Source organism: Streptomyces sp. NPDC052910 (assembly GCF_055585605.1).
The window spans coordinates 106,478-132,345 of record NZ_JBVJJR010000008.1 but is presented as its reverse complement, the minus strand read 5'-3'; the positions used below and the strand labels follow the sequence as shown (position 1 = coordinate 132,345).

At 73.1% G+C, this 25,868-nt stretch carries 18 protein-coding genes and 1 pseudogene; 13 read left to right on the top strand and 6 right to left on the bottom strand.

The window, feature by feature from the left end; all coding sequences use genetic code 11:
• Positions 1-406: 406 nt before the first annotated feature.
• The 3 genes from pucD to ACZ6X9_RS26275 all read left to right on the top strand — a co-directional run bounded on the left by pucD (position 407) and on the right by ACZ6X9_RS26275 (position 5,850).
• The gene (gene pucD, locus ACZ6X9_RS26285) at positions 407-2,734 is read left to right on the top strand and encodes a xanthine dehydrogenase subunit D (RefSeq protein WP_469780649.1); all 2,328 of its coding nucleotides are present in this window, start codon (positions 407-409) and stop codon (positions 2,732-2,734) included.
• 368 nt (positions 2,735-3,102) lie between these two features.
• The gene (locus ACZ6X9_RS26280) at positions 3,103-4,572 is read left to right on the top strand and encodes an NCS2 family permease (protein ID WP_469780471.1); all 1,470 of its coding nucleotides are present in this window, start codon (positions 3,103-3,105) and stop codon (positions 4,570-4,572) included.
• 66 nt (positions 4,573-4,638) lie between these two features.
• Positions 4,639-5,850 (top strand): XdhC family protein, encoded by a 1,212-nt coding sequence (locus ACZ6X9_RS26275; RefSeq protein WP_469780470.1) that lies wholly within the window; start codon positions 4,639-4,641, stop codon positions 5,848-5,850.
• A 353-nt stretch (positions 5,851-6,203) separates the two neighbouring features.
• On the opposite strand, the gene ACZ6X9_RS26270 is transcribed toward ACZ6X9_RS26275, so the two are convergent.
• Positions 6,204-6,827: a helix-turn-helix domain-containing protein gene (locus tag ACZ6X9_RS26270; protein ID WP_469780469.1), complete on the bottom strand. Its 624-nt coding sequence runs from the start codon at positions 6,825-6,827 to the stop codon at positions 6,204-6,206.
• A gap of 251 nt (positions 6,828-7,078) precedes the next feature.
• Between ACZ6X9_RS26270 and ACZ6X9_RS26265 the strand changes: the two are divergent.
• From ACZ6X9_RS26265 to ACZ6X9_RS26225, 9 genes and pseudogenes are all read left to right on the top strand, one after another.
• Positions 7,079-8,399: pseudogene (locus tag ACZ6X9_RS26265) on the top strand (MFS transporter).
• A 1,045-nt stretch (positions 8,400-9,444) separates the two neighbouring features.
• Positions 9,445-10,443 carry a hypothetical protein gene (locus tag ACZ6X9_RS26260; RefSeq protein WP_469780468.1) on the top strand — a complete coding sequence of 333 codons (999 nt, stop codon included), beginning with the start codon at positions 9,445-9,447 and terminating at the stop codon, positions 10,441-10,443.
• Positions 10,444-10,945: 502 nt separating this feature from the next.
• On the top strand, positions 10,946-12,472 hold the full coding sequence (locus tag ACZ6X9_RS26255) for an alkaline phosphatase D family protein (protein ID WP_469780467.1): 1,527 nt from the start codon (positions 10,946-10,948) through the stop codon (positions 12,470-12,472).
• Positions 12,473-12,960: 488 nt separating this feature from the next.
• A complete protein-coding gene (locus tag ACZ6X9_RS26250) occupies positions 12,961-14,883 on the top strand; it encodes an FG-GAP-like repeat-containing protein (protein WP_469780466.1) in 1,923 nt (640 codons plus the stop codon).
• Positions 14,884-15,221: 338 nt separating this feature from the next.
• Positions 15,222-15,545 carry a hypothetical protein gene (locus tag ACZ6X9_RS26245; RefSeq protein WP_469780465.1) on the top strand — a complete coding sequence of 108 codons (324 nt, stop codon included), beginning with the start codon at positions 15,222-15,224 and terminating at the stop codon, positions 15,543-15,545.
• Positions 15,546-15,547: 2 nt separating this feature from the next.
• On the top strand, positions 15,548-16,849 hold the full coding sequence (locus tag ACZ6X9_RS26240; RefSeq protein WP_469780464.1) for an amidase domain-containing protein: 1,302 nt from the start codon (positions 15,548-15,550) through the stop codon (positions 16,847-16,849).
• Between the two features lie 65 nt (positions 16,850-16,914).
• Positions 16,915-17,283 (top strand): hypothetical protein, encoded by a 369-nt coding sequence (locus ACZ6X9_RS26235; RefSeq protein WP_469780463.1) that lies wholly within the window; start codon positions 16,915-16,917, stop codon positions 17,281-17,283.
• Positions 17,284-17,763: 480 nt separating this feature from the next.
• Positions 17,764-18,567: an MgtC/SapB family protein gene (locus ACZ6X9_RS26230; protein ID WP_469780462.1), complete on the top strand. Its 804-nt coding sequence runs from the start codon at positions 17,764-17,766 to the stop codon at positions 18,565-18,567.
• Between the two features lie 207 nt (positions 18,568-18,774).
• Positions 18,775-19,305 (top strand): GNAT family N-acetyltransferase, encoded by a 531-nt coding sequence (locus ACZ6X9_RS26225; RefSeq protein WP_469780461.1) that lies wholly within the window; start codon positions 18,775-18,777, stop codon positions 19,303-19,305.
• Positions 19,306-19,422: 117 nt separating this feature from the next.
• On the opposite strand, the gene ACZ6X9_RS26220 is transcribed toward ACZ6X9_RS26225, so the two are convergent.
• The gene (locus ACZ6X9_RS26220; protein ID WP_469780648.1) at positions 19,423-19,896 is read right to left on the bottom strand and encodes a DUF6191 domain-containing protein; all 474 of its coding nucleotides are present in this window, start codon (positions 19,894-19,896) and stop codon (positions 19,423-19,425) included.
• Positions 19,897-20,158: 262 nt separating this feature from the next.
• Positions 20,159-20,611: a hypothetical protein gene (locus ACZ6X9_RS26215; protein ID WP_469780460.1), complete on the bottom strand. Its 453-nt coding sequence runs from the start codon at positions 20,609-20,611 to the stop codon at positions 20,159-20,161.
• A gap of 201 nt (positions 20,612-20,812) precedes the next feature.
• Here ACZ6X9_RS26215 and ACZ6X9_RS26210 point away from each other — a divergent pair, with 201 nt between their 5' ends.
• On the top strand, positions 20,813-21,664 hold the full coding sequence (locus ACZ6X9_RS26210) for a helix-turn-helix domain-containing protein (RefSeq protein ID WP_469780459.1): 852 nt from the start codon (positions 20,813-20,815) through the stop codon (positions 21,662-21,664).
• Positions 21,665-21,817: 153 nt separating this feature from the next.
• On the opposite strand, the gene ACZ6X9_RS26205 is transcribed toward ACZ6X9_RS26210, so the two are convergent.
• The 3 genes from ACZ6X9_RS26205 to ACZ6X9_RS26195 all read right to left on the bottom strand — a co-directional run bounded on the left by ACZ6X9_RS26205 (position 21,818) and on the right by ACZ6X9_RS26195 (position 25,104).
• Positions 21,818-22,417, bottom strand: coding sequence for a DUF6368 family protein (locus tag ACZ6X9_RS26205; RefSeq protein WP_469780458.1), 600 nt, complete (start codon positions 22,415-22,417; stop codon positions 21,818-21,820).
• A 139-nt stretch (positions 22,418-22,556) separates the two neighbouring features.
• Positions 22,557-23,945 carry a diaminopimelate decarboxylase gene (gene lysA / locus ACZ6X9_RS26200; protein WP_469780457.1) on the bottom strand — a complete coding sequence of 463 codons (1,389 nt, stop codon included), beginning with the start codon at positions 23,943-23,945 and terminating at the stop codon, positions 22,557-22,559.
• A gap of 598 nt (positions 23,946-24,543) precedes the next feature.
• Entirely contained in the window at positions 24,544-25,104 is a 561-nt protein-coding gene (locus ACZ6X9_RS26195; protein ID WP_469780456.1) for an SAV_915 family protein, read from the bottom strand.
• Positions 25,105-25,868: the final 764 nt, after the last annotated feature.

Sequence of the window (25,868 nt, the reverse complement as noted above, 5' to 3'; positions counted from 1 at the left end):
CCCGGGTGATCCCGGTGGTCTGGGCGGTCCGGGAGGTCGCGGTGGTCCGGGTGGTCCCGGTGATCTGAGCGGTCCGGGTGGTCCGGGTGATTCGGGCGGTCCGGGTGATCGCGGTGGACTCGGTGGTGCGGGTGGTGCGGACGGTCCGGGTGATCGTGGAGATCGCGGTGGTCCGGGCGGTGCGGATCGTTCAGGTGGTCCGGCCGGGCGGGAGGGCTGAGGCGTGAGTGAACAATTCTTGACCGGTGGCTCCGTCCCCGGCGGCTCCTCGCCCGCGAACTCCGTGCCCGGCGGCTCCTCGCCCGAAGGCTCCCTGCCCGGAGGCGTCCCCGCGTCCCCCGGCCGGCGTGCCCCCGACCACCTCGTCTCCACCGCGCTCACGCAGGGCAGCCGCACCCGCGGCGGCATCGGCGAGTCGACGCTCCGTCCGGACGGCACGCTGAAGGTCACCGGTGAGTTCGCCTACGCCTCCGACCTCTGGCACGAGGACATGCTCTGGGGCCACACCCTGCGCAGTCCGCACGCCCACGCCCGGATCACCTCCCTTGACGTCGCCGAGGCCCTGGCCACCCCGGGCGTGTACGCCGTCCTCACCCACGACGACCTTCCCGCCGCCACCCGCTACGGACTGGAGATCCAGGACACCCCCGTGCTCGCCGACGGCGTCGTCCGCCACCACGGCGAACCGGTCGCGCTCGTCGCCGCCGACCATCCGGAGACGGCCCGCCGCGCCGCCGCCAAGATCCGCGTCACGTACGAGGAACTGCCCGTCGTCACCGACGAGCCGAGCGCCACGGCCCCCGACGCGCCCGTCCTCCATCCCGGCCGCACGGACGGTCACGCGGCCCACGTCCCGCACCCGAACATCGTTCACCGGCAGCCCGTCCGGCGCGGCGACGTCGCCGCCGCGAAGGCCCGGGCGGCGGCCGTCGTCACCGGCGAGTACGAGGTCGGGATGCAGGACCAGGCGTTCCTGGGCCCGGAGTCGGGCCTCGCCGTGCCCGCCGAGGACGGCGGGGTGGACCTGTACGTCGCCACCCAGTGGCTGCACGCCGACCTCCGGCAGATCGCGCCCGTGCTCGGCCTGCCGGAGGACAAGGTGCGGATGACGCTCTCCGGCGTCGGCGGCGCGTTCGGCGGCCGGGAGGACCTGTCCATGCAGGCCCACGCCTGCCTGCTCGCGCTGCGGACCGGCCGGCCGGTGAAGATGGTCTACAACCGGTTCGAGTCGTTCTTCGGCCATGTGCACCGCCACCCGGCCCGGCTCCGCTACGAGCACGGCGCCGACCGCGAGGGCCGGCTGCTCTACGTCGCCGCCCGCATCGTCCTCGACGGCGGCGCCTACGCCTCGTCCTCCCCGGCCGTCGTCGGCAACGCCGCCTCGCTCGCCGTCGGCCCGTACGAGTGCCCGAACGTCGACGTCGAAGCGCTGGCCCTCTACACCAACAACCCGCCCTGCGGCGCGATGCGCGGCTTCGGCGCCGTGCAGGCGTGCTTCGCCTACGAGGCGCAGATGGACCGGCTGGCCGCCGAACTCGGCCTCGACCCAGTGGAGTTCCGGCGTCGCAACGCGATGTCCCAGGGCTCGGTCATGCCGACCGGGCAGGTCGTCGACGCCCCCGCCCCCGTGGCCGAGCTGCTGCGCCGTGTCAAGGCCATGCCGATGCCGCCCGAGCGCCAGTGGGAGACCGCCGGCGGCGGAGCCGACCTGCGGGCGCTGCCCGGCGGGGTGGCCAACACCACGCACGGCGAGGGGGTGGTACGCGGCGTCGGCTACGCGGTCGGCATAAAGAACGTCGGCTTCTCGGAAGGCTTCGACGACTACTCCACGGCACGGGTGCGGCTGGAGTACGCCGGAGGGGAGGCCGTGGTCACCGTGCACACGGCCATGGCCGAGGTCGGGCAGGGCGGTGTCACCGTCCACGCCCAGATCGCCCGGACCGAGCTGGGCGTCTCCCGGGTGACCATCCACCCGGCCGACACCCGCGTCGGATCGGCCGGTTCCACGTCCGCGTCCCGCCAGACGTACGTCACCGGCGGCGCCGTACGGCACGCCTGCCGGACCGTCCGCGAGCGCGTCCTGGAACTCGGCCGGGCACGGTTCGGCACGTACCACCCCGCCTGGTCCACCGCCGAACTCCTGCTGGAGGACGGCAAGGTGGTCACCGACGGGGGTGAGGTGCTGGCGTCCCTCGCGGACGTCCTGGAGGGCGGGGAGCCGGTCGAGGCCGAGGTGGAGTGGCGGCACCGGCCCACCGAACCGTTCGACCTGCGCACCGGCCAGGGCACCGGCCACGTCCAGTACTCCTTCGCCGCCCACCGCGCGGTGGTGGAGGTGGACACGGAACTGGGCCTGGTCAAGGTCGTCGAACTGGCCTGCGCCCAGGACGTCGGCAAGGCACTCAACCCGCTCTCCGTGACCGGCCAGATCCAGGGCGGGAGTACACAGGGGCTGGGACTGGCCGTGATGGAGGAGATCGCCGTGGACCCGGTGACGGCGAAGGTGCGCAACCCCTCCTTCACCGACTACCTCATCCCCACCATCCTCGACACCCCGGCCATGCCGGTCGACGTCCTCGAACTCGCGGACCCCCACGCGCCGTACGGGCTGAGGGGCGTCGGGGAGGCGCCGACGCTCTCCTCCACCCCGGCCGTCCTGTCCGCCATCCGGCAGGCGACGGGGCTCGCGCTGCGGAGGGTGCCGGTGCGGCCGGAGCACCTGACGGGGAAGTGAGGGAGGGAACGGGGAAGTGAGGGAGGCGGGTGTGGGTGAACCCGACCCGCCTCCGCCCGCTCGCTCGTCCGCCCGTCTGTCCTGTTCGTCCGCCCGTCCGCCCGTCCGCCCGTCCGCCCGTCCGTCGTTTTGTCCGGCTGTCCGTCAGCCCATTCACCCACTCACCCACTCACCCATCCGCCCGACCGAACGGATCTACCGAACGGATCGACCGCCCCCCACCCCCCTGCCGGCATCGGCACTGTCCGGCATTCGCCCGCGCTGCCCGGCGTCGTCGGCATTGCCCGGCGTCGTCGACACCGTGCGGCAGCGTCGGCACCGCCCGGCATCGTCAACACTGCCCGGCATCAAAGGAGCAGGCCCCCACCATGACCCAGCCATCCGTGGAGCCGGCGGCCACGGCCGCGGACGCGAGCGCGGGCTCGTGTCCTCCGGCCGACAGGTCCCGGCTCGCCAGGTTCGACCGGTACTTCCAGATCACGGCACGTGGTTCGACGGCCGCCCGCGAAGTGCGCGGCGGCATCACGACGTTCATGGCGATGTCGTACATCCTGCTGCTCAACCCGTTGATCCTGTCCGGCAAGGACGCGTCGGGGAACACCCTCGGCCACTCCGCCCTGATCACGGCGACCGCGCTGGCCGCGGCCGTCTGCACGCTGCTCATGGGCGTCGTCGGCAAGGTCCCGCTCGCGCTCGCCGCCGGCCTCGGCGTTTCGGGCGTGCTCTCCACCCAGGTGGCGCCGCACATGACCTGGCCGCAGGCGATGGGCATGTGCGTGATGTACGGGGGCGTCATCGTCCTGCTGGTCCTCACCGGCCTCCGCGAACTCGTCATGAACGCCATTCCCCTGGCGCTCAAACACGCCATCACCATCGGCATTGGGATGTTCATCGCCCTCATCGGGCTGGTGAAGGCGGGGTTCGTGCACGCGGCGAAGAGCGGCGGGCCGGTCACTCTCGGTCCGGCGGGGGAACTCGCCGGCTGGCCCGTCCTGATCTTCTGCGTGACGCTCCTGATCGTCTTCATGCTCCAGGCGCGGAACGTGCCGGGGGCCATCTTCATCGGCATCGTGACCGGCACGGTCCTGGCCGTCACCGTGAACGCCGTCGCGGACCCGGACCCCGGCACCTGGCAGTCCGGCGCGCCCGAACTGCACGGCGGGGCCGTCTCCCTGCCCGACTTCTCCCTCCTCGGCCACGTCTCGTTCGGGGGGTGGGGGTCGCTGGGCGCGCTGAGCGTCGGAATGATCGTCTTCACGCTCGTCCTGGCCGGCTTCTTCGACGCGATGGCCACCATCATCGGCGTCGGCACGGAAGCCGGTCTCGCGGACGACCGCGGCCGGATGCCCGGCCTCAGCCGCGCGCTGCTCGTCGACGGCGCGGGCGGCGCGATCGGCGGGGTCACGGGCGCGTCGGGCCAGACGGTGTTCATCGAGTCCGCGACGGGCGTGGGCGAGGGGGCCCGTACGGGGCTGTCGTCCGTCGTCACCGGCCTCCTCTTCACCGCCTGCCTCTTCTTCACCCCGCTCACCCGGATGGTTCCGGGGGAAGTCGCGGCGGCGGCTCTGGTGGTCATCGGTGCGATGATGATGAGCCACGCGCGGCACATCGACTGGAACGACCGGGCGGTGGCCGTGCCCGCGTTCCTCACCGTCGTCCTCATGCCGTTCACGTACTCCATCACGGCGGGGGTCGGCGCGGGCGTCATCGCCTACACCGCCATCCGGACGGCCGAGGGCAAATGGCGGGAGCCCGGGGCGTTCATGTGGGTGCTGACGGTCGTCTTCGCCGTCTACTTTGCCCTGCATCCGATCGAGAACTGGCTGGGCGTCAAGTAGGCGACCCGGTGGCGGTCGGGCAGGCAGTCGAGTAGGCGGTCACCTAGCGGGAGGCGGGCTCCGACCATGCTGGACATCGCGGAACAACTGCACCGCTGGTGCGCGGAAGGCCGCGACTTCGCCGTCGCCACCGTCGCCTCCGTCCACGGCAGCGCCCCGAGACAACCCGGTGCCGCCCTGGCGGTGGACGCCGACGGCACGGCGATCGGCTCGGTCTCCGGCGGCTGCGTCGAAGGCGCCGTCTACGACCTGTGCCGCGAGGCACTGAGCGACGGGCGGGGACGGCGGGAACGCTTCGGCTACTCGGACGAGGACGCGTTCGCGGTGGGACTGACGTGCGGAGGCGTGATCGAGGTCCTGATCACGCCGGTGCGGGTCGGCGACACCTGGCGGGACGTGTACGCGGAGGCGCTCGGGGCGGCGGCGCGGGGGGAAGCGGTGGCGATGGTGCGCGCTGTGGACGGCGCTCCGGGGGCTCTTGTGGTCAGGGGGGACGGGGGGTATTCGGGGACGCTCGGTGCTTGGGCCGACGGTACGGCTGATGAATCGGGCGGTCCGGCCGGTTCTTCGGCTGGTTCCTCAGCCGGTTCCCCGGATGGTTCTCCGGCCGGTTCCGCGTCGGTGGACGACCGGCGGTTGGTGGAGGAGGCCGCCGCCTTCCTGTCCGCCGGCCGGACGGGCGTCCTGACGCTGGGCGCCGAGGGCGCGTACTGCGGCCGGACGCGTGAGCTGTTGGTCGAGTGCAGCGTGCCGCCGCCGCGCCTGATCGTCTTCGGCGCGATCGACTTCGCGGCGGCTCTGGTGCGGGTCGGCAAGTTCCTCGGCCACCACGTCACGGTGTGCGACGCACGCCCGGTCTTCGCCACCCGCGCCCGCTTCCCGGAAGCGGACGAGATCGTGGTCGACTGGCCGCACCGCTACCTCGACAGCCAGAGCCTGGACGCGCGCGCCGCTCTCTGCGTCCTCACGCACGACGAGAAGTTCGACATCCCCCTCCTCACACGGGCCCTCCGCCTTCCCGTCGCGTACGTGGGTGCGATGGGCTCCCGGCGGACCCATCAGGCGCGCCTCGCGCGGCTCCGCGAGGCGGGGGTGGGGGAGGAGGAACTGTCCCGTCTCCGGTCACCCATCGGACTGGACCTGGGCGGGCGGACGCCGGAGGAGACGGCCCTGTCGATCGCGGCGGAGATCGTCGCGGTACGGAGGGGCGGGACGGGAGTGCCGCTGCGGGGGGCGGGGGTGGCCATTCACCGGCGGGGAGTGGTGGGGGTGGGGTGACGTCGAGGGCGTCCCTCCCCCGCGTGTGCGGGGATCCCTGCCCGTGCGAAGGGTGCGAGGAATGCGAGGACGGACCACCCCCGCGTGGCGGGGACCCCTGCCACTGCCGTGCCTTCGCCCCGGCCTGCCGTGAACCACCCCCACGCTCGCGGGACCACGACGTACGCCGCCCCATGAGCTTCAGGTCGGCGGACCACCCCCGCGCCTGCGGGGACCACCAAAACCCACGCCTCACCCTTGTGGACAGGACCGGACCACCCCCGCGCCCGCGGGGACCACCCTTCGCCACCTGCGCGCCTTCAAGTCCGTCAGGCGGCCACCCCGTTCACCTCGCTCACCCCGCACCGCACCCCTCAGTCGCCCTCCGGCGCCCCCGTCCGTACCACCGCCTGGTCCCCGTGCGGACCGAACAGGTGCAGGATTTCCACCGCCTCCGTGCCGGCGGGCCCGAACCAGTGCGGTTCGCTCGTGTCGAACTCCGTCGCCTCGCCCGGCCGCAGGGTGAAATCGCGCTCCCCGACGACGAGACGCAGCTCGCCCGCCAGGACGTACAGCCACTCGTGTCCGACATGCGTGACCAGCTTCAGCTCGCGCGGTGCGAGCACCTGCTTGAAGACCTGGACGCGGCCCGGGTACCGGGTGAGCGGTACCAGGACACTCCCGGGCTTGCGGAGGTGGGGACGGAGGTGGACGCGAGGGTCGCCGGTGGCCGGTGGGGCGACCAACTGGTCGAGGGCGACACGGTGCGTACGCGCGAGCGGCAGGAGCAGATCGAGTGTGGGACGCCGTTTGCCCGATTCCAGGCGGGACAGCGTACTCACAGAGATTCCGGTCTCGTCCGCGAGCGCTTCGAGAGTGAGGCCGCGGCCGTGCCGCAGTGTCCGCAGGCGCGGTCCGATGGCCGCCAGGGTCTCGGCTAGTTGGGCGTCGGTGTCGTCGGTGTCGCCCGAGTCGTCGGTGTCGTGCATGGAGCCCATTTTGCGGTCTCCGCAAAGACGCTGGGCCGGCGCCCGTCCCTGGTCCGAGCATGGTCCGGTAGACGAAACCGGACAGAAGGTGGGCTCAGGTGACCGCGACGACCTCCTCAGCCGTGTACTCGGACGAACCGGGCGACCGGCCGGAAAACCGGCAAGACGAGCCGGACCAGCCGGCGCGCGCCGCTCCCTCCGCTCCCTCCACCCTCAGCACCCGCCGCCGCTGGACCATCCTCGCCGTCTGCGCGTTCAGCATGTTCCTCGTCGGCCTCGACACCACCATCGTCAACGTCGGTCTGCCCGAGATCGGTCACGGCCTCGGCGTGGACACCCGCGGCCTGGAATGGGTCGTGGACGCGTACACCGTGGTCCTGGCCGGCCTGCTCATCGCCTCGGGAGCGCTCGCGGACCGCTTCGGCCGCCGCCGGATCTTCCAATGCGGGCTGAGCGTCTTCGGCGCCGCGTCCCTCGCGTGCGTTCGCGCCCACGCCCGCCCTGCTCGTCGCCGCCCGGGCGGTGCAAGGCGTCGGAGCGTCGATGCTGAGCCCGGTCGCGCTGGCGATCGTGGTGAACGCGATGCCCGATCCGCGCGAGCGGGCCAGGGCGATCGGGGTGTGGGGGTCGGTCTTCGGGCTCAGCATGGCGGCGGGCCCGGTCACCGGCGGCGGGCTCATCGCGGCGTTCGGCTGGCGGGCGGTGTTCTGGATCAACGCGCCGGTGATCGTGGCGGCGCTCGTCCTGGTGGCGGTGTTCGTACCGGAGTCCCGTGGGCAGCGGACGCGGCGGATCGACCTGCCGGGACAAGTCCTGCTCACGGTGGCGCTGTTCCTGTCCGTCGGCGTCCTGATCGAGGGACCCCGTGTCGGCTGGGCGTCGCCCTGGGCCGTGGCCGGGTACGCGGTGATCGCCGCGACGACGCTCGCCTTCGTCCTGGTGGAGAGGCGTCAGCGCGAACCCCTCGTCGATTTGGACCTCTTCCGGCGTCCGCCGTTCGCCACGGCGGTGCTCGGCGCGGTGGCGGTGTTCGTCGCGCTGAACGTCACGCTCCTGCTCAACACCCTCTACCTCCAGCACGCCCGCGGCTGGTCGCCGCTCGCGACGGGCGCGGCGACACTGCCCATGGCGTTCGGGGCCACCGTGTGCGCGCCGTGGTCCGGCGCCCTGGTGGCGCGCTTCGGACCCCGGCGTCCGCTGCTCGCCGCCGGCGGGTTCCTGGCCGCGGGCGGTCTGTGTCTGACCGGTCTCGGCCGCGACACCGGCGTCGCATGGCTCCTGACCGCGTATTCGCTCATCGGCATGGGGTTTGGCTTCGCCAACGCGCCGATCACCAACACCGCCGTCAGCGGCCTCCCGCCGTCCCGGGCGGGCGTGGCGGGAGCGGTCACCTCCACGGCGCGGCAGGCCGGTTCGGCGGTGGGCATCGCGGTGGCCGGCGGCCTGGTCGCGGGCGTCGCCCCCGCGAACCTCGCCCACGCCACCCGCCCCGGCTGGGCGCTCGTCACGGCCTGCGGCCTCTTCCTCCTCGTCGTCGCCCGGGCGGCGGCACCGGCCCCGGGCGACGGGCCGGCGAAGTGAGGCCCGCGCGCGTCGCCGCGTCCTCTGCCGCGTCCGCCGTCGCGTCCTCTGCCGCGCCGGCCGTGCCCGCCGCCGCGCCGGCCGAAGGTCCGGGGGGCGTGCCGGCAGTGCGTCTCGGTCTGCCGCGTGACGCGGCTGTCAGCGGACGCCCAGGCGGCCCGTCGGCTGACCACCTCGCCTCAGCGTCCGCTGAGCATCGCGCGTCGACGTCGGACGAGTACCCTCGCCGCAGCCCGCAGCCCGCAGCCCGCAGCCCGCAGCCCGCAGCCCGCAGCCCGCAGCCCGCAGCCCGCAGCCCGCAGCCCGCAGCCCGCAGCCCGCAGCCGTCGGCCGAGCAGCGCATACGGCAGGCGATCGTTAGCCGAGCACCCCGTATGGCAGGCGGTCGTCGGCCGACCACCGCGCACGGCAGGCGGTCGTCGGCTGAGCACTCCGCACCGCGGTGGGTCGTCGGCCGAGTACCCCGGCACTGTTGTCAGCCATCTGCGACGGCAGTCGTCGGGCGAGCCCCCTGCCGCCGTCCGTCCAGTGCCTCGAGCAGCCGCCAGCCGGGCACCCTGCGCAGCCGGGCACCCTGCGCAGCCGGGCACCCTGCGCAGCCGGGCACCCTGCACAGCCGCCAGCCGCCAGCCGCCAGCCGCCAGCCGCCAGCCGCCAGCCGCCAGCCGCCAGCCGAGCACCCTGCCCCCACCCCCGCGCCCACCCAGCACTCCACGCCGCCGTCAGCCCGTCAGCCCCGGCGCCCTCACCCAACCGAGTCGCCGGCGCCCGCACGCTGGAGGAGATCAGCTCCCACTTACGACGCCGGCCGGCCACCGCCGTACGGTCATCGGTCAGGCGCCGGCGCTCCACCGGAGCCACTGGCGGGAGCCCGCCGTTCGCCGCTGTCCGCTGGTCAGGGGAACGCCACGGTCCGGACCCGGCGGAGGGCACGGCGGAGGACTTGGCGGAGTATCCGGCGGAGAATCCGGGAATGGCCCGGCGAGCCGCCCGCCGCTCCCGTTACGCTGGCACCCCCCGCCGTCCACCACGCCGGGAGCGCCGCATGATCCGCCGCCGCCACGGGAGCTCCTTCGTCTGCTGCGACCTATGCCCGGGGCGTCCCGTCCTCCCCACCCCGAACGACGAGGTCAACCCGGCCAAGTGCATCCGCTGTCAGGGTGATTACCGCTGGCTGCCGGTGCCGCACCCGGAGGACCACCTGTGTGAGGTGTGCAGGCGCGAGTGCCCGGACTGTCAGGCGCCCACACCGGTGGGCGGCCGTTGCCTGACCTGCCGGGGCAGGTGCCGCATCTGCCAAGGCCCGCTGCCGGAGCGCCACTTCGAGGTGTCCGTGGTGGAACCGGAGGCGCGCAAGGACCGCAAACGCCGTTGGCGTCGCCATTTCTATCCGCACACGGCCGCCCGCGACCGCTGTGACCGGTGCCTGGAACAGGCCGGTTCCCGCGACCCGCTGCGGGCGGTCCTGGCGGCCGTCCCGGACCGGCTCCTGCGCGCCTGCGGCGGCGCGTACCCGCCGGAGGCGATGCGGACGATCCGGTCGCAACTGGAGCACCGCACCGCGCGGCAGCTCGTCGAACGCGTCGAACGCCGCTGGTGGAGAAGCTGGGCGGACCGCCCCCTGCGTCGGAACGCGGACGAGAAGCGGGACGGTTACGGGCCGGACGACGTCGTCCGATGGCTCCTGGAGCCGGCCCGCTGCCACGCCGGCTGCGAGGACGGCTTCCATCCCGACGACCCGGACCTCCCCTGCCGCGCCTGCCGCGGCCGCGCGCCGCTGCCCGGCCCGCCCGACACGGCCTCCGGGCCGGACGAGGAGCCGCACCGCACGGCGGACGACCGCACCCCGGCGGAAGCCGTCGCCCACCGCCCGCCCCTCTCCGAGTGCACCGGCAGGGACGGGGCCTGCGGCGTCCCCGTCGCCGCCCCTTACCGCCAGTGCCCCACCTGCCTCGACTGGCCCCTCTGCGCCTGCGGCCAACGCCGCTACGACCCGGCCCGCGCGACGGCGTGCCGCGCCTGCGATTCCGCACGGGGAAGCTGAGGTGGGGAGCAAAGGCCGGCGGCGGCCCGCCCCCCTGCGGAAGACCGTCGGCCCGACCGTTCCGGGCGGAAACATCACCGCGGCCCGGATGGTCAGGGGGCAACCGGCCGGCTCGTATCCCGCGACCCTCGCCCTCGGCGCGTCCACGTCCTGGCCGCGCCGACCACTACCGCGGCGTTCCGGCGCCGCCCCGGGCCGAGCCACCCGGTACGCACCGGCTCCTGTGCCCGTTGGAACGGGAATCGGAAGGGGAAGAGGGCCTCTGCGACTTGACGTCCCCGCGGGAGTCGGTCGCGGTGGCGCGCGCTCGTGTGGTCGCCGGAACGGCGGGTGCCCAGAGCGGCGTTGTCCGGTTCGCCCATGTGCCTCTTGGGCGGAGGCGCAGAAGGGCCGTCGTCGCCCGTCCACTTGACCACCCCGGCCCCGCACGACGGGATCCCGTCCGCCTCGCCCGGCGGTACGCTCGTCCCGTCGGGCTCCGTTACCGGAGGGAGTGGAGCGCATGGCGCGCGAGATGCGGCAGCGGCGGTCGGACAGGGAGTTGAGCGGGCGGGAGGTGGCCGAGGATCCGTTCACGCTCGGCGTCGCGTCCGGGGATCCGCTGCCCGACGGGGTCGTGTTGTGGACGAGACTGGCGCCGCGTCCGCTGGAGGCGGACGGCGGGCTGCCGCCGGAGTGCCGCATTCCGGTGGAGTGGGCGGTGGCGGCGGACGAGGGACTGCGGGACGTCGTGTGCGGCGGCGTCGCGGCGGCCGACGGCGCGGACGCGCACAGCGTCCACGTGGAGATCGACGGGCTGGAGCCGGGCCGGACGTACTGGTACCGCTTCCGCTGCGGGCCGTGGACCAGCCCGGTCGGGCGGACGAGAACGGCGCCGGCGCCCGGCGCGGACGTCGAACGGGTGCGGATGGGCCTGGCCTCGTGCATGCAGTACGACGAGGGCTACTACACGGCCCTCGCGCACCTCGCCCGGGAGGAACTCGACGCGGTCCTCTTCGTCGGCGACTACATCTACGAGAACGAGATCAACGCGCAGGCCGGTGCCCGCCGCTACAGCGGGGAGCAGCAGCTTCCCGAGGTCTTCAACCACTGGCTGACGACTCTCGACGGCTACCGGCTGCGCTACGCGCTCGGCAAGACCGACGCCGACCTCCAGGCCGCGCACGCCGCGCACCCCTGGATCGTCACCTGGGACGACCACGAGGTCGAGAACAACTACGCGGGCGCCGTCTCCCAGCACAACCTGCCGGCCGACGAGTTCCTGCGCCGCCGCGCCGCCGCCTACCGGGCGTACTGGGAGCACATGCCGCTGCGCGAGGCGCAGCGCCCCAGCGGTCCGGACGCCCGGCTGTACCGGCGGTTCCGGTACGGGGACCTGGCGCGGTTCGACGTCCTCGACACCCGGCAGTACCGGTCCGACCAGGCGTACGGGGACGGCTGGAAGTTCCCCGGACCCGAGTCCGAGGACCCGGCGCGGACCCTCACCGGGGCCGAGCAGGAGGCATGGCTGCTGGACGGCTTCCGGGAGTCCCGCGCGACCTGGGACGTCGTCGTCCAGCAGGTGGCCTTCTGCCAGCGCAAGGGCAACGTCGGACGGGCCCGCGTGTCGATGGACGCCTGGGACGGGTACCCCGCCTCGCGGAACAGGATCCTCCAGGGAGTGCGGGACGCCGGAATCGCCAACCTCGTCGTCCTCTCCGGTGACGTCCACGTGCACTACGCGATGGACATCAAGGAGGACTTCGACGACCCGGCCTCCGACACCCTCGGCGTCGAGATCGTCGGCACGTCCGTGTCCAGCGGCTTCGACGGGGTCGAGCGGCCGGACGACTGGGAGAACGTGATGCGGGTCAATCCGCACATCAAGTACTACGCGGAACGGCGGGGGTACGTCGTCGTCACCTTCACCCCGGACAGCGTCCGGGCCGACTACCGGGTCCTGCCGTACGCCACGCGGCCGGGGGCGCCGGTCGGTACGGACGCGAGTTTCGTGTCGCGGGCGGGGCGGCCCGGCTTCTCTTCGGTGTGAGGGGAAGGGGGCGGGGCGGTGGAGGGGCGGGCGCGGGGCAGGAGGCTCAGGCCGTCCGTTGCCTGAGCCCGCGCGCCGCCCGCTGTCCGCCGCCCGTTGCCTGAGCCCTGCCGCCGTCCGTCACCCGCCGTCCGCCACCCGCTGTCCGTTGCCGGAGCCCGCCCGTCGGCCGCCGCCCGGCCACGCCGGCTGAACGCTTGCCCGCGCCCGCCCCTGCCTGCTGCCTCCCCGTGCGTCCCCGCCTGTTGCCTCCCCGACGCGCCCCCGCCTGTTGCCCGCCCGTGCGCCCCCGCCCGTTGTCTGCCCGGGCCCCCGCCCGCTGTCTGCCCGCGCCCTCGCGCCCCCGCCTATCGCCTCCCCGACGCGCCCCCCCCGCAGAGCCCACCGAACCCTGACAAGCGTCACCCGCCCCGGCCCCGGAAGCCGCACCACGACTGCGCTGTGCAAATATTCGATCGAATATTTGTCCCCTAGTGCAGTGAGTCGCTTTGACATCACCTTCCAGATGGTCCCGGAGCCTCGCCACCGTCATCGCCATGGCGGCCTGGGGCGCTTCCGCTACCACAGCCGTCGCGGCCCCCGGCCCGGGGACGGCGCCGAAGCCCGCGCCCTCCGCGTCCGCGCCCTCCGCGTCGGCCGCACCCACGAAGCCGGCCACCACCACGAAGCCGGTCACGGACCCGGACGCCCTGGTGAATTACTGGACCGCCGAGCGCCTCGCCTCGGCCGTGCCGCTGGACGCCGGTCAGGGCGCGCGGATCGCCGCCCCCAGCGCCGCCACCCGTGGGCTGGCCGCCCCGGGACGCGTGGGTTCCGCCCCCAAGGGCACGCCGCAGGGCGCGTACGGGGACGGCATACCCGCCGTAGGCACGTTCTTCTTTGACGACAAGGCCACCGGCGCCACCTTCTGCTCCGCCAGTGTGATCCGCAGCGCGCACCGCAACATCGTCCTCACCGCCGGGCACTGCGCCGGGCGGGCGCAGCGGAACGGCATCTTCATTCCGCAGTTCCGCAAGGGCAAGGCGGTGAAGGACCAGCCCTTCGGGGGCTACCCGGTGGAGAAGGCGTTCACGTACGCCAACTACGACTCCAACAGCGTGAAGGCGGACTCCGACCTGGACTTCGCGTTCCTCCGCGTCGGCCCGGAGCTCAAGCGCAAGAAGCAGGTGGAGGAGGTGACGGGCGCCGGGCTGCGGCTGCGGAACACCCCGCGCCTCGCCAACAAGGTCACCGTCTACGGCTACCCGCACCTCAACGGCAACGGCCAGCGGGCGATCAGTTGCACCGTGCCGACCGAACGGCTCGCGGGCTACCGCCAGATGGCCATGCGGTGCGCCGGCTTCTACGGCGGCGTCTCCGGCGGCCCCTGGATCACCGGCTACAACGCCAAGACACGCACCGGCGACGTGATCGGCAACGTCGGCGGCTACAACGGCGGCGGCCCGGTGAACAGCGCCGGCCACGACGACTGGATGAGCTACTCGCCCGTCTACGGGCAGGAGATCCAGGACCTCTACCGCACGGCCGTCGCGGACGGCACCCCCGGCACGGCCCCGCTGAACGGCCTGTACGAGGGCCGGCTCCCCGGGCCCGCGGGCGACTGGAAGTACGCCACCCACGTCGTCGCCGCCGACCTCGACGGCAACGGGCACGACGACCTGCTGGTCATCTGGAAGGACGGCGAGGCCTCCCTCTACCCGGGCGACGGGCGCGGCGGCTTCGGCGACCCGCGCACCCTCGCGAAGCAGAAGTCCTTCTGGAAGAACGCCCGCTCGGTCACCACCGGCGACTTCACCGGCGACGGCCGTCCCGACCTCATGGTCCTGTGGGCCCAGGACGAGAAGAAGGACACCACCACCGGCAAGGTGAGCGTCTTCTCCGACGTCAGCGCGGCACACCTGGGCGGCACCAAGGAGTACGTGGTCAAAAAGGCGGGCTCCGACTGGAAGTACGCCACCGCGATCACCGCGGGCGCCTTCGGCCCGGGCAAGGCCGACGACGTCGTCGTGCGCTGGAAGGACGGCGACGTCACCCTGCACAGCGGCGTGACCGGCAGCGGCACCGGCCGCGAGCGGACCCTGGCGAACAAGGACGCCGCCTGGAAGGACGCCGTCTCCCTCACCACCGGGCAGCTCTCCGGCGGCGGCACCGACCTGCTGGTCCGCCGCGCCGACGGCAAGCTGGAGGCGTTCTCCGGCATCACCCCCACGTCCGGCCGCCTCGGCACCGGCACCGTCCTGCAGCCCGCCCACCCGTCCTACACCCGTAACTCCGCCATGGCGGCCGGCGACTTCACCGGCACCGGCGGACGGAACGACCTGCTGGTCCGCTGGGTCGAGGGCGAGACCTCGCTGTACGAGGACACCGCATCCAAGCGGATCGGCACCTGGAAGACGCTGGTGTCGCCGTAAGGCGACGTGAAACGGCACGCGCGGCGACCGCCGTGCGGAAGCGGGGCGGCACCGGTGAAGAGACCGGGCCGCCCCGCTCCGTCCGGGGCTGTGGCGGCGGCTCGGTGCCGCCCCGGCCCGTCTCCGGTACCGCCCCGGCCCGCCTCCGCGGGACGCGTGGTTCGCAGCTCACCGGGCCAGGCGGAACCACAGTGTGATCCTCCCCTCTGCCCTCCCCCCCCCGCAGGCCTTGGGCCCGCACTTGGCGGTAACGCGCGTGGGGCGTCTGGCGGTTGTTCAAACGGCATTCCGTGTTCCGGACTGGCTTAAACTGTTCCCTCGATCATCAGGGGGCAAATATGGATATCGACATAGAAACGCACCAGGTGCGCCGGGGCGGGAACGGGACTCAGTCCGCCGCCGAGAAGGCCGTGGAGAACCTGGGCAAATCGCTCGACTCCAGTGAGAAGGTGGCCGGCAGCGATCACGGCTGGAAGTCGGCAGGGGCCCTGAAGCGCTGCGCGACTGCCTGGGAGAACCACATGATCGACCTGGCCAAGCAGATGAACAGCATGGCCGAAAACCTCCACGGGGCGGCGAACGACTACGACGCCACGGACAAGCAGGCCCGGGACGCCATGCGCAGGCTCCAGCACGGCCTGGGCGACTTCGGGGGGAAGTGAGCATGGTCTCCTATCACGACCTGTACAACGCTCACGTCGACCAGTGGCAGAAAGCGGCCGACGACTGGATCGCTCTCGCCCGCCGTTCCTCGACCGCTGCGGACGACATCCGCGATCAGGGCAAGAAACCGCTCGACGATCACTGGGCCGACGCCATGGGCAAAAAGGCGGGCAAACGCCTGGAGGACCTGGCCGACCGCCTCGAAGCCGGCGGGGACATCATCAAGGGCGTCGCCATGATCATCGATGGGCTGGCCTCGTCGATGGAGTGGTCCCAGCGCACGTTGTTCCATGCGGCGGAAATGGCCGCCGAGTACGGACTGGAAATCCGGGACGGCCGTGCGGTGGGCGTGTACTCGGGTGCGGCACCCATAGGTCCCGGCATTCCGCAGAAGGTGCGCGACGACTACAGAAAGGAGCAGGAGCAGGCGTACCGGGTCAACAACCTGATCGAAGAGGCGCTGCGGCAGGCGGGGCAGGCGGACGCCAAGGCGTCCGCCGAACTGGACAAGCTGGCGACCAAGATCGACGTTTCGGACACCGGGGTGGCGCACAACGACATCCTCACCGAAACCGCTCACCTCGAGATCGACATGCTGCGAGGGGACATACCGGTCGGGAAGGATCCTCGTCTCGTCCGGGACTGGTGGGATGGGCTGACACCGGCTCAGCGCAAGGCGCTGATGCTGGCGGAGCCGGTGACCATCGCGGATCTCAAGGGTTTGCCGCCCGAAGTCGGTCGGGAGCTCAGGGGGCCTGAGGGCAAGATCGACCGAGTCGAGATGGTGCGTTACGCCCTGGACCACTGGGACAAGGCGGACGACGTCAAATTCAAGAACAATTGCGCCAACTTCGTCTCCTCCGCACTTGAAGCCGGTGGGATGGAGAAGAAGTTCGATTCCATGTGGGGGCCTCACGGCGACAATACGTGGGGCCGGGAAAGCACCACTGGATTGTCCGACTGGTGGGACCAGCGGGCCTATCACTCCCGTTCCTGGGCGTCGGCCCAAGGTCTGCAGAAGTTCCTGATGCGCAATGGCGGCGAAGAGGTGCCCAGGTCGCAAGCGCGTCCCGGGGATGTCATCTTCTACCAGCAGGTGGCCGAGGACCCGGGAGGCGAGCCCCAGGGGGAGACCTACCATGCTGCGGTCGTCACTTCCGTGACGCCGGACGGTGACGTCAAACTCTCCCAGCACACCAGCTCCTGGCAGAACGTCAGCCTTGATGCCCGGGAGCACATCGCGGCCAGGAACCACGGTGAACAGCGCGTCCATATTGTTCGCCCCCATCCGGATTGGTACTGATGACCAGGTCGCATTCCTCCTCACCCGAAAAGCCGGAGCCCGGACGTCGTCCTACGCCCGGCAGCGTGGTCGCCGCACTGTGGGTGCCGCTCGCGACCGTTGTCGGCGTGATCGTTTCGTGGCAGGTCCAAAGCATCGACAACGACTGGGTCGACCGCCAGCAGGCGGCGTGCCGACGCATGCCCTTCCCGAAGGCGGAACATGTCGCCGCGTGGGGCGGCCCGGCCCTGGGCATCTCCGCGGTGGTCGTCTGTGTCCTGCTCGCCCGACGCATGCGTCGGAGGCACGGTATCCGGCTCGCGGACACCAAGCCGGGGCTGCTGGCCTGCACCGGCGCCTGGCTTGGAGTGCTGACCATTCCGGTCGAGCTGTTCATGTTGTACGCCACGTACGCACCGGACCCCTCCGGGTCGATCCTGGGCGACTGCGGATAGTCCCTTCCCGGAGTGGCCCGTGCGAGCCCGTGAGGCTTCCGGGCCCCCGGGTCTCCCGGACAACCGGTGCTTCTTCGGCTGACGTGTCGCAGCGGCGGCCGGAGCGGCTTGAGTGGCCGGAGTCGTCCGTGCGGGACGAGGCGTGGCAGTGGCCGGAGGCGTCCGTGCGGGGCGAGGTGTGGGAGCCGTCGCGATGGGGCAGGCGGGGTGATCGCTTGGTTCGCGCCCACAGGTGGGACGCCGGCCGTGCCCGCGCTGTGCCCCCGGAGGCCTTGCGCACCCGTCCCCGTGCGGTCTTTCCCGTGTTCGGCGGGCTGCGGTGACGGGGGCACAGCCGTAACCGCAGCCACGGTTACCACTACGGCCACGAACACCCGGCCACTGCCGTGCGGCGGCCATGCCCGTGTGTCGTCGACTCAACGGTGAGCGGGGACCCGCCGATACCAAAGCGACGCAGGAGACAACCGGAGGAGGAGACGGATGATGGTGCACGAGTGGCACGCGGCGGCCAACATCGGGGCCGGGCTGGCGCTGGGCTCGGTGATCGGGCTGGAGCGTCAGTGGCGGGCCCGGATGGCGGGGCTGCGGACGAACGCGCTCGTCGCCGCCGGGTCCGCCCTCTTCGTGCTGCTCTCCTCGTTCGGTTTCACGGACGCCACCAGCACCACCGGTTACGACGGCTCCCGCGTGGCCGCCCAGATCGTCTCGGGCATCGGCTTCCTCGGCGCGGGCGTCATCATGCGCGACGGCCTGAGGGTGCGCGGTCTGAACACCGCCGCCACGTTGTGGTGTTCGGCAGCCGTCGGCGCGCTCGCCGGCTCCGGCCTGTACGTGATCGCGATCCTCGGCACGGCCGGTGTCGTCGCCGCCAACACCCTGCTGCGCCCGCTCGCCCGGCGGCTGGACCGGGAGCCGCGCGGCGGGGCGGAGGTGGCGACCGACTACCACTTCGAGGTCGTCTGCACCGAACCCGAGGAGGCCCACGTCCGTACCCTCGTCGTCCAGGCCGTCGGCCGGCCCGGCTTCCGGCTGCGCTCGGTGCACAGCCGGGACGCGGAGGACGCCGGGAAGGTCACCGTCTCCGCAGATCTGACCACCGAACGCCGTGACGACAGCCTTCTGGAGGAGGCCGTCAGCCGGCTCTCCCTCGAACCGGCGGTCTCGGCGGTTAGCTGGACCGTCCTCAACGCCTCCGACGAGGAGTCGGACCAGGACGGGGACGACGACTACGGCCCGGCCGGCCGGGCGCGGCGGCGGGTGCGGAACCTGTTCGGCGGGCGGTGACCGGGGTGTCCGCGGCGACTCCGGTGCTCGGTGGCAAATCCGCCGTCCGCCGTCCGCCGTCCGCCGTCCGCCGTCCGCCGTCCGGCTTCCGGAGGGAGGGTGGGGGTGTTGTGGGCCACCACGCCCGCCGGCCGGTGCCCGATGCCCGCCCGGCCCGCTCCTGAAAACCGTTCGACGCACCACGCGTTCCGTCAGCACACTGCCCCCATGCGCATCCGCCCTCCCCTCCCCACCGAACTGCCGCTGCTCCAGGACCTCGAACGGGCGGCGGGCCGCCGGTTCCGCGAGGTCGGCATGGCGGAGATCGCCGCCGACGAGCCGCCGCCGCTGGACGAGCTGGAGGGGTACCGCAGGACCGGACGGGCCTGGGTGGCGGCGAAGGCAGGGGAGGGGGACGGCGGAGGGGGCCCGGGCCGTCCCGTCGCGTACCTGCTCGCCGACCGGATCGACGGCAACCTCCACGTCGAGCAGGTCTCCGTCCACCCCGACGCCGCCCGCCGCGGCATCGGACGGGCCCTCCTGGACCACCTGGCGTCCACCGCACGCACGGCGGGGATCCCCGCTCTGACCCTCACCACCTTCGCCGACGTCCCCTGGAACGCGCCCTACTACGAACGCTGCGGCTTCCGCCGGCTGCCCGCGCACGAGATCACCCCGGAGCTCCGCGCGGTCAGGGCAAGGGAGGCCGCGCACGGGCTGGACCGGTGGCCGCGGGTGTGCATGCGCCGGGAGGTGTGAGGCGCGGTCCGGTGTACGGTCCCGGGCGGGTGCCCGGCCCCGGGCGGGTGAGCCGCCAGGCCGTAGCGAGCACCTGCGGTGTGGACGGGCCTGGGTCCGGTTCGCCCGGTGTGCGGTTCATCGCGGGTCCGCACGGCCGTCGCACCGGTCTTCACGGCCGTCGCTCGTGTTCTCACGGTCGTCGCTCCGGTCGTCGCTCGTGTTCTCCACAGTCGTCGCTCCGGTCGTCGTTCCGGCCGTCGCGCTGGTCGTCGCGTTTGCCGTCGGGCCTGCCGGAGCATGGGCCGTCCGAGGCTCGGGGAGCACGATGAACGCCGTGCCCCCGGCCAGGTCGACGCTGGAGCGGGGCGGGGCGCCGTCACTCTCGTCGTCCCGCTTCAGCAACTCCACCCGCCGCTGACGCAGTTCCACCGTCTTGTTGCCGTTCACGACCGCCGTGAATTCGTCGAAGGCTATGTTCGACAGCGATCGCCCCGCACGTCTGCGCAACCACGGGAACAGGCCCAGCCCCGTGATCCACCGCCATCCGCTCTCCAGCAAGGCGAACAGGACCAGCAGACACACAAACGCCTGGAACGACATCGCCCACATCGCCACTGTCGGCCCCCCATCGGCCCCCATTGGCTCCGTCACCCTTGACGCAGTCGTTGCGGGAAACGAGGGAAAGTCCGGCGACGTTCCCGGTCCCGGTCTCTCAAGCCGGGCCGGCCAAGGAGTGGCGCCACGCCGCTGGAGCGGGGACCGTTGCCCGGCGGACGCGACAACGGCGCCGTGTCGGGCGCGACGGGCTGGCCGGAGGGGCGGAGGGCCCGTCGCGATCGGGCCTCTTCGGACCGGCGCTCGCGAGGGTGGATCACATCTCGTCGGAGCCGAGTGCGGCGGTCAGCGCGCGCAGGGCGTCGTCGTACTGGCGGCGGTCGAAGCGGAACGGACCGAATGCCGTGTAGTCGCGTGTCGTGCGATGGGGTTGCCCGAAGGAATCCCAGATCACGACGTCGGGTGTCGTGGTGATGCGGGTCATGAGCGGCCAGCAGCCCCACTCGCCGCAGGCGCAGCCGAGAACGGGCGTGCCCGGCCCCATCGCATCGGTGGACCGTCCGAGGAAATGATCCCGCATCGGGCCGAAGCGAAAGAACTGCGGAATCAGACCGCCGTAGGCGTCACCCGCAGGCTGCATTCCCGCGGCGATCTCGAAACTGTCGACCAGCTCGGTGAGGGGTGTTCCGTCGACGCGGGGGACGACGACGAGCACGCTGCCATCGCCGTCACACGGCCGGCAGTCGAAGGCGATCTCATTTCTGGTCATTCGGTGATTATCTCAATAATTCACTTGATCTTGAGCGGTGTACCAGGGGTGGCCGGAGTCGGTCCCTGAGGCGGAAGAGGCCGCCGCGGGCCGCATCCGCGCGGGGGCACCCGTGCCACCCCGGTGGTGGCTCGTGCCTCCATCGGGTGAACGGGCGGGCGCACCGGGCCGGACGGGCCCGCAAGCCAGTAGGAAAGGCACATGCCGCCCAGAACGACACCCACCGAACGCCAGAAGAGGCTGGGGAGCGAGCTGCGCAAGATGCGCACCGCGGCCGGGGTTTCCACCGACTACGCCGCTCGCCTGCTCGGCGTCGACCGAACGAAGATCTCCCACATGGAGTCGGGGACGCGCGTCGTCTCGCCCGAGCGACTGCGCATCCTCGCCTGCAACTACGCGTGTTCCGACGAGCGGTACATCGAAGCCCTCACCGATATGGCCACCGACCGCAAACAAGGCTGGTGGGAGCGGTACCGTGCCGATCTGCCGCCGGGCATGCTCGACATCGCGGAGTTGGAGTGGCACGCGGAACGGGTGCTGACCTCCCAGGTCATGCACCTCCCCGGACTCCTCCAGACCGAGGACTACGCCCGCTCGATCTTCGCGGCGGTGCTGCCGCCGCCGAGCCGGCTCGAGGTGGAGATCCGGGTCGCCTTCCGGATGGAACGCGCCCGGGTACTGCGCGGGGACCGGCCGCTGGACTACGTCGGTTACATCCACGAGACCGCGCTGCGCACCCGTTTCGGCGGCCGGGACGTGGCCCGGCGGCAACTGGAGTACCTGGCCGAGGTGTCCGAGCGGGACCACGTCGTCGTACGGGTCGTGCCGGTCTCCAGCGGCGCCTTCCCCGGCGCCGGCCACTCGCTGCTGTACGCGGAGGGTCCGGTCCGTCAACTGGACACCGCCCAGCTCGACTCCGAGCTCGGCCCCCTCTTCTGGCACGCCGAGCTGCAACTCACCAAGTGCCGCGCCCAACTGGCCTGGATGGAGAACGCCTCCCTGGACCGCGTCCGTTCCCGCGACCTGATCCGGGCGGTGGCCCGCGAGGTGTGAGCCGGGCGGTGGCCCGCGAGGGGTGAAGGGGGGCCGCCCGCACCGCTCGGCATCCCACATCGCCCCCGCGCCCCACCTCGCCCCGTACCGCCCGGCGGCGTCCAACACCCCCGGTGGAGCCCATCGCCCCCTACCGCCCGGTGGTGCCCGTCGTCACGTGCCCAGCCTGAACGCGGGGTGCCGCAGCCAGGCCGCCAGGAACACCGTGTCGCCGACGTGCCCGTGCCGACATCCGCCGTCATCCGTCCTTTCGACGACCCGGTGCAGGGCCCCCGGGGGTGGCGGCGGACCGGCCGGGCGGCGACCGCCCCCGTCCAGGGGGCCGTCGAACTCCACCAGCGCGCCCAGGTGTCGCGCCAGCGACAACGCGAGGTGGCCGAGCAGCAGATGGTCCACGGCCGCCGAACAGTGTGCGCCGACCAGCAGGCCCCAGGCCGGGGCCGGCAACCCGGCGGGGAGGTCCAGGCCGGCGGCCGGGGCCTCGTCCTCCGCGAAGAAGAAGGGGCCCGCGCCGTCCGGAGGGGGCGTGGGGAGGGCGAGCGTGGGGGAGTTCCCGACCACCCGGAATCGGTCGGCCGATCCGGTGGCCGGTCCCGCGGCGGAACCGGTGGCCGGTCCGGCATCCGTTCCGGTGCGCGGGCCGTCGTCCGGCGTGACGGCCGTCACCGCCGGGCCCCACCACGCCAGAGCGTCCGCCACGGCCCGGTCGTACGGCAACCGCGTCCCGAGCCACAGACTCACCACCGGTCCCATGGCTTTTGTTCTCCCCTGGGCCGTGCCGGATAGTCGCGAGTCGTTGCCCGGCGTGGCGAGTCGTTCCCCGGCGTCGCTTGCCGTCCCCCGGCGTCGCGCGTCGTCCTCCCGACGTGGCGCGTCGTTCCGGTGGCGGGCGTCATTCGCCGATGTCGCGGCTCCGCAGGTCCTCCGGCGTCTCCCGCCGGACGAGGAGCCGTGCGCGGCCTTCCGAGACCGCCGCCACGGGCGGGCGGCCGACGTGGTTGTAGGCGGACGCCATGGAGAGGTGGTACGCGCCCGCGGCGGGCACCGCCAGGAGGTCGCCCGGGCGCAGGTCGGCGGGGAGGGGAACGTCCTCGGCGAGGACGTCGCCGGCCTCGCAGTGCCGGCCGACCACCGTCACGGCGCGGGGCGCCACCGAGGAGGAACGATTCGCCAAGTGGACGGTGTAGCGGGCGCCGTAGAGTGCGGGACGGGGGTTGTCGCTCATGCCGCCGTCGACGGCGGCGAAAGTGCGGCCACCCGCGGTCTTCACGGCGAGCACCCGGTACAGCGCCACCCCGGCGGGGCCCGCGACCCAGCGGCCCGGCTCGACCGTCAGCCGGGGGACGGGCAGGTCGGCGTGGGCGCAGCGCAGGGCGAGTTCCGTGGTGACGCGGTCGGCGTAGGCCACGGGGTCCACGGCCGGGTCGCCGGGACGGTACGCGATGCCGAAGCCGCCGCCCAGGTCCAGTTCGGGGAGGGTGACGCCGTGCCGGTCGCGTACGCGGGCGAGCAGGTCGACGAGCTTGCGGACCGCGGCCGCGTACGGGTCGGTGGTGACGATCTGCGAGCCGAGGTGGCAGTGCAGGCCCACCAGTTCGAGCCGGGGTTGTCCGAGTACGCGCGCCACCGCGTCCTCGGCCTCCCCGCCCGTGATCGGCAGCCCGAACTTCTGGCCCTCGACGCCCGTCCGCACGGCCGTGTGCGCGCCCGCCGCCACCCCCGGGACCACCCGGATCAGCACCCGCTGGCGGGTTCCGGCGGGCACGAGGGCGGCGAGCCGGGCGATCTCGCCGGTGCTGTCCAGGACGATCCGGCCGACCCCGAGGCGGAGCGCGGCCCGCAGTTCGGCGGGGCTCTTGGCGTTGCCGTGCAGTACGAGACGCTCGGCGGGGAAGCCGGCGTGGACCGCGAGGTCCAGCTCCCCGGCGGAGCAGACGTCGAGATCCAGCCCCTCCTCGTCCGCCCAGCGGACCATGGCACGGCAGAGGAACGCCTTGCCCGCGTAGGCGACCCGGGCGCCGGGGAGCGCGGCGCGCCAAGCGCGCGCCCGCGCGCGGACCTCGTCCTCGTCGAGGACGTACGCGGGGGTGCCGAAGCGGTCGGCGACTTCGGCCAGGGGCACGCCGCCGACGGCCACACCGCCGGAGGGCAGCGTACGGGCGGAGGCGGGCCACAGAGGCGCCGGGCCGACGGCCTCGGGGGCCTCCGGGGCGACGGCGGCGGACGAGGCGACGGGGAGGGGCGGGAGCGCGGTGGCGGGGAGAGGGAGGGGTATGGACACGGTGTTTCCTTCGAAGTCGAGGGACCTGGTGGGGCGGCGGGCGAGTGGGTGAGCGGGCGGGTGGGTGGGGTGCGCTCGGGGCGCGGCCACCGAGCGCTCGTGGATGCGGAGTGACGCGCGGAGGCGTCAACGTCACGGGTCGGGTGAGGCATCGCGCGTGGTGACGGAGATGGGCTTACGGGTGCCTGGGGGGCGTGAACGCGGCGCGCGGCGGACGTGGCGCAAGGGGCGAGGCTCGTGCCAAGTGCCAAGTGCCAAGCCGCAAGCGGAGTGTGGGGTTGGGGCGGCGACGACCGTGCCGCCCCGGCCGGGCTTCGGCGGCATGGCGCCGGAGGGCGCTGGGTCTGCGCCGGCCGGGCACTGACTCGCGCCGGACGGCCGGCGGACCCTTGCCGAACGGCGAGCACATGCGCATCGGGCGGAGACCGGATCCGAGCCGGGCGGGCACTGGACGCGCACCGACCCGCGTCGTAGGGGCACCGGACGTGGACCGCGGCCGGCACCGGCCCACGTCCGACGAACGCAGGACCCGCGCCGTATCGGCACCGGAGCCCTGCCAGGCGGGCGGCCGCCCCGCGCCGGACGCGTCCCCGCGTGCTCAGCCCGGAAGCGTGGGCTGCAAGGCTGCCGGAGACGGGCCGTCGGGGGAGCGGCGGACCGGTGGGGCCGTGAGTTGTGGGTCCACGGAGATCAGGGTGACGCCGAGGGGCGCGGCGAGCGCTCGTACGGCCGGCAGGGCGAGCCGGACGGCCGGCTGGTGGGCGCCGAGGCACGCGGCGAGTCGCGCGGGGGTGGTGAAGGCGACGGCCGTCCGGCCTCCGAGCGGGGTGCGGAAGACGCGGAGGGCGAAGCCGACGGGACAGGGGCGCACGGGCACGTACAGCGCCGCGTCCACGGAAGGGGACGGCGGGCTGACGGAGACGACCGGGCCGGTGGGCGTCGGGGCGGCGGCGGCCGTGGCAGCGGAAGCCGGGGCGGCGCCGGACACCGGGAAGCCGGAGGGGGTGGAGGCGGATGCCTCCGCGACCACAGGTGACGGAGGGGCGGCGGGGGACGACGGGTGGCGCTGGTCCGACGCGACCGACGCGACCGACGCGACCGACGTGGCCGACGCGGCCGACGTGACGAACGGGTCCGACGGAGCCGTCAGGGCACGCACAACAGCCGAGCCGTCAGGGGCGGACGGGGTGGCCGAGCCAGTCGAGGTGGATGGGGTGGTCGAGTCGTCAGGGGCGGACGGGGTGGCAGAGCCAGCCGGGGTGGGCGGGGTGGCGGAGCCGACCGGGGCGGCCGAGCCGGCCAGGGTGGATGAGGTGGCCGGGGTGGGTGGCGCGGCTGCGGGGGACGGGTTCGGTGCGTCCGCCGATGGTAGTGGGGCGTCGGACGCCGCCCCCCGTTCCGACCAGGGCCGCGCCGCCGCCCCGCCGGGATGGGAAGGCTCTTCGGAGGACTCCCCGCCGTCGGCCACCGGGCTGTGGGCGGCCGTCACGGCCGCTACGGCGGCGGCTTCGGCGGGAGTTCGGTTTACACGCATGACGGTCCTCGGGAAGGCTGAAGGATGAAGGATGAGGGACGGGGGAAAAGTGAGGTGAAGGGGACAGCGGGTACAGCAGCGTGCCCGAGCCGGCGGCCGGGGCGCCGCGCTGCCCACGGTATGCCCGGCCGGAGACCGGACGACCGTTTCCTTGACAGCCTGTTGACCCGCCACACGGGAGCCTTGACGGCCCATTGACGCAATCCCGGCGCGCTTCACCGGCCGGGGCGGCCGGAGACAGGGGAAGGCCCGGCGCGCGACCGACCGTCGTGACCCCGTGCGCCGGGTGTGCGCCCCTGCCGTGCGCCGGGTCCCACTACCACGCTGCCATGGGCGGGCAAAGAATCTGGAAGAACCTGAGCGGGGACGGCCGTCCCCCGGGAACCCCG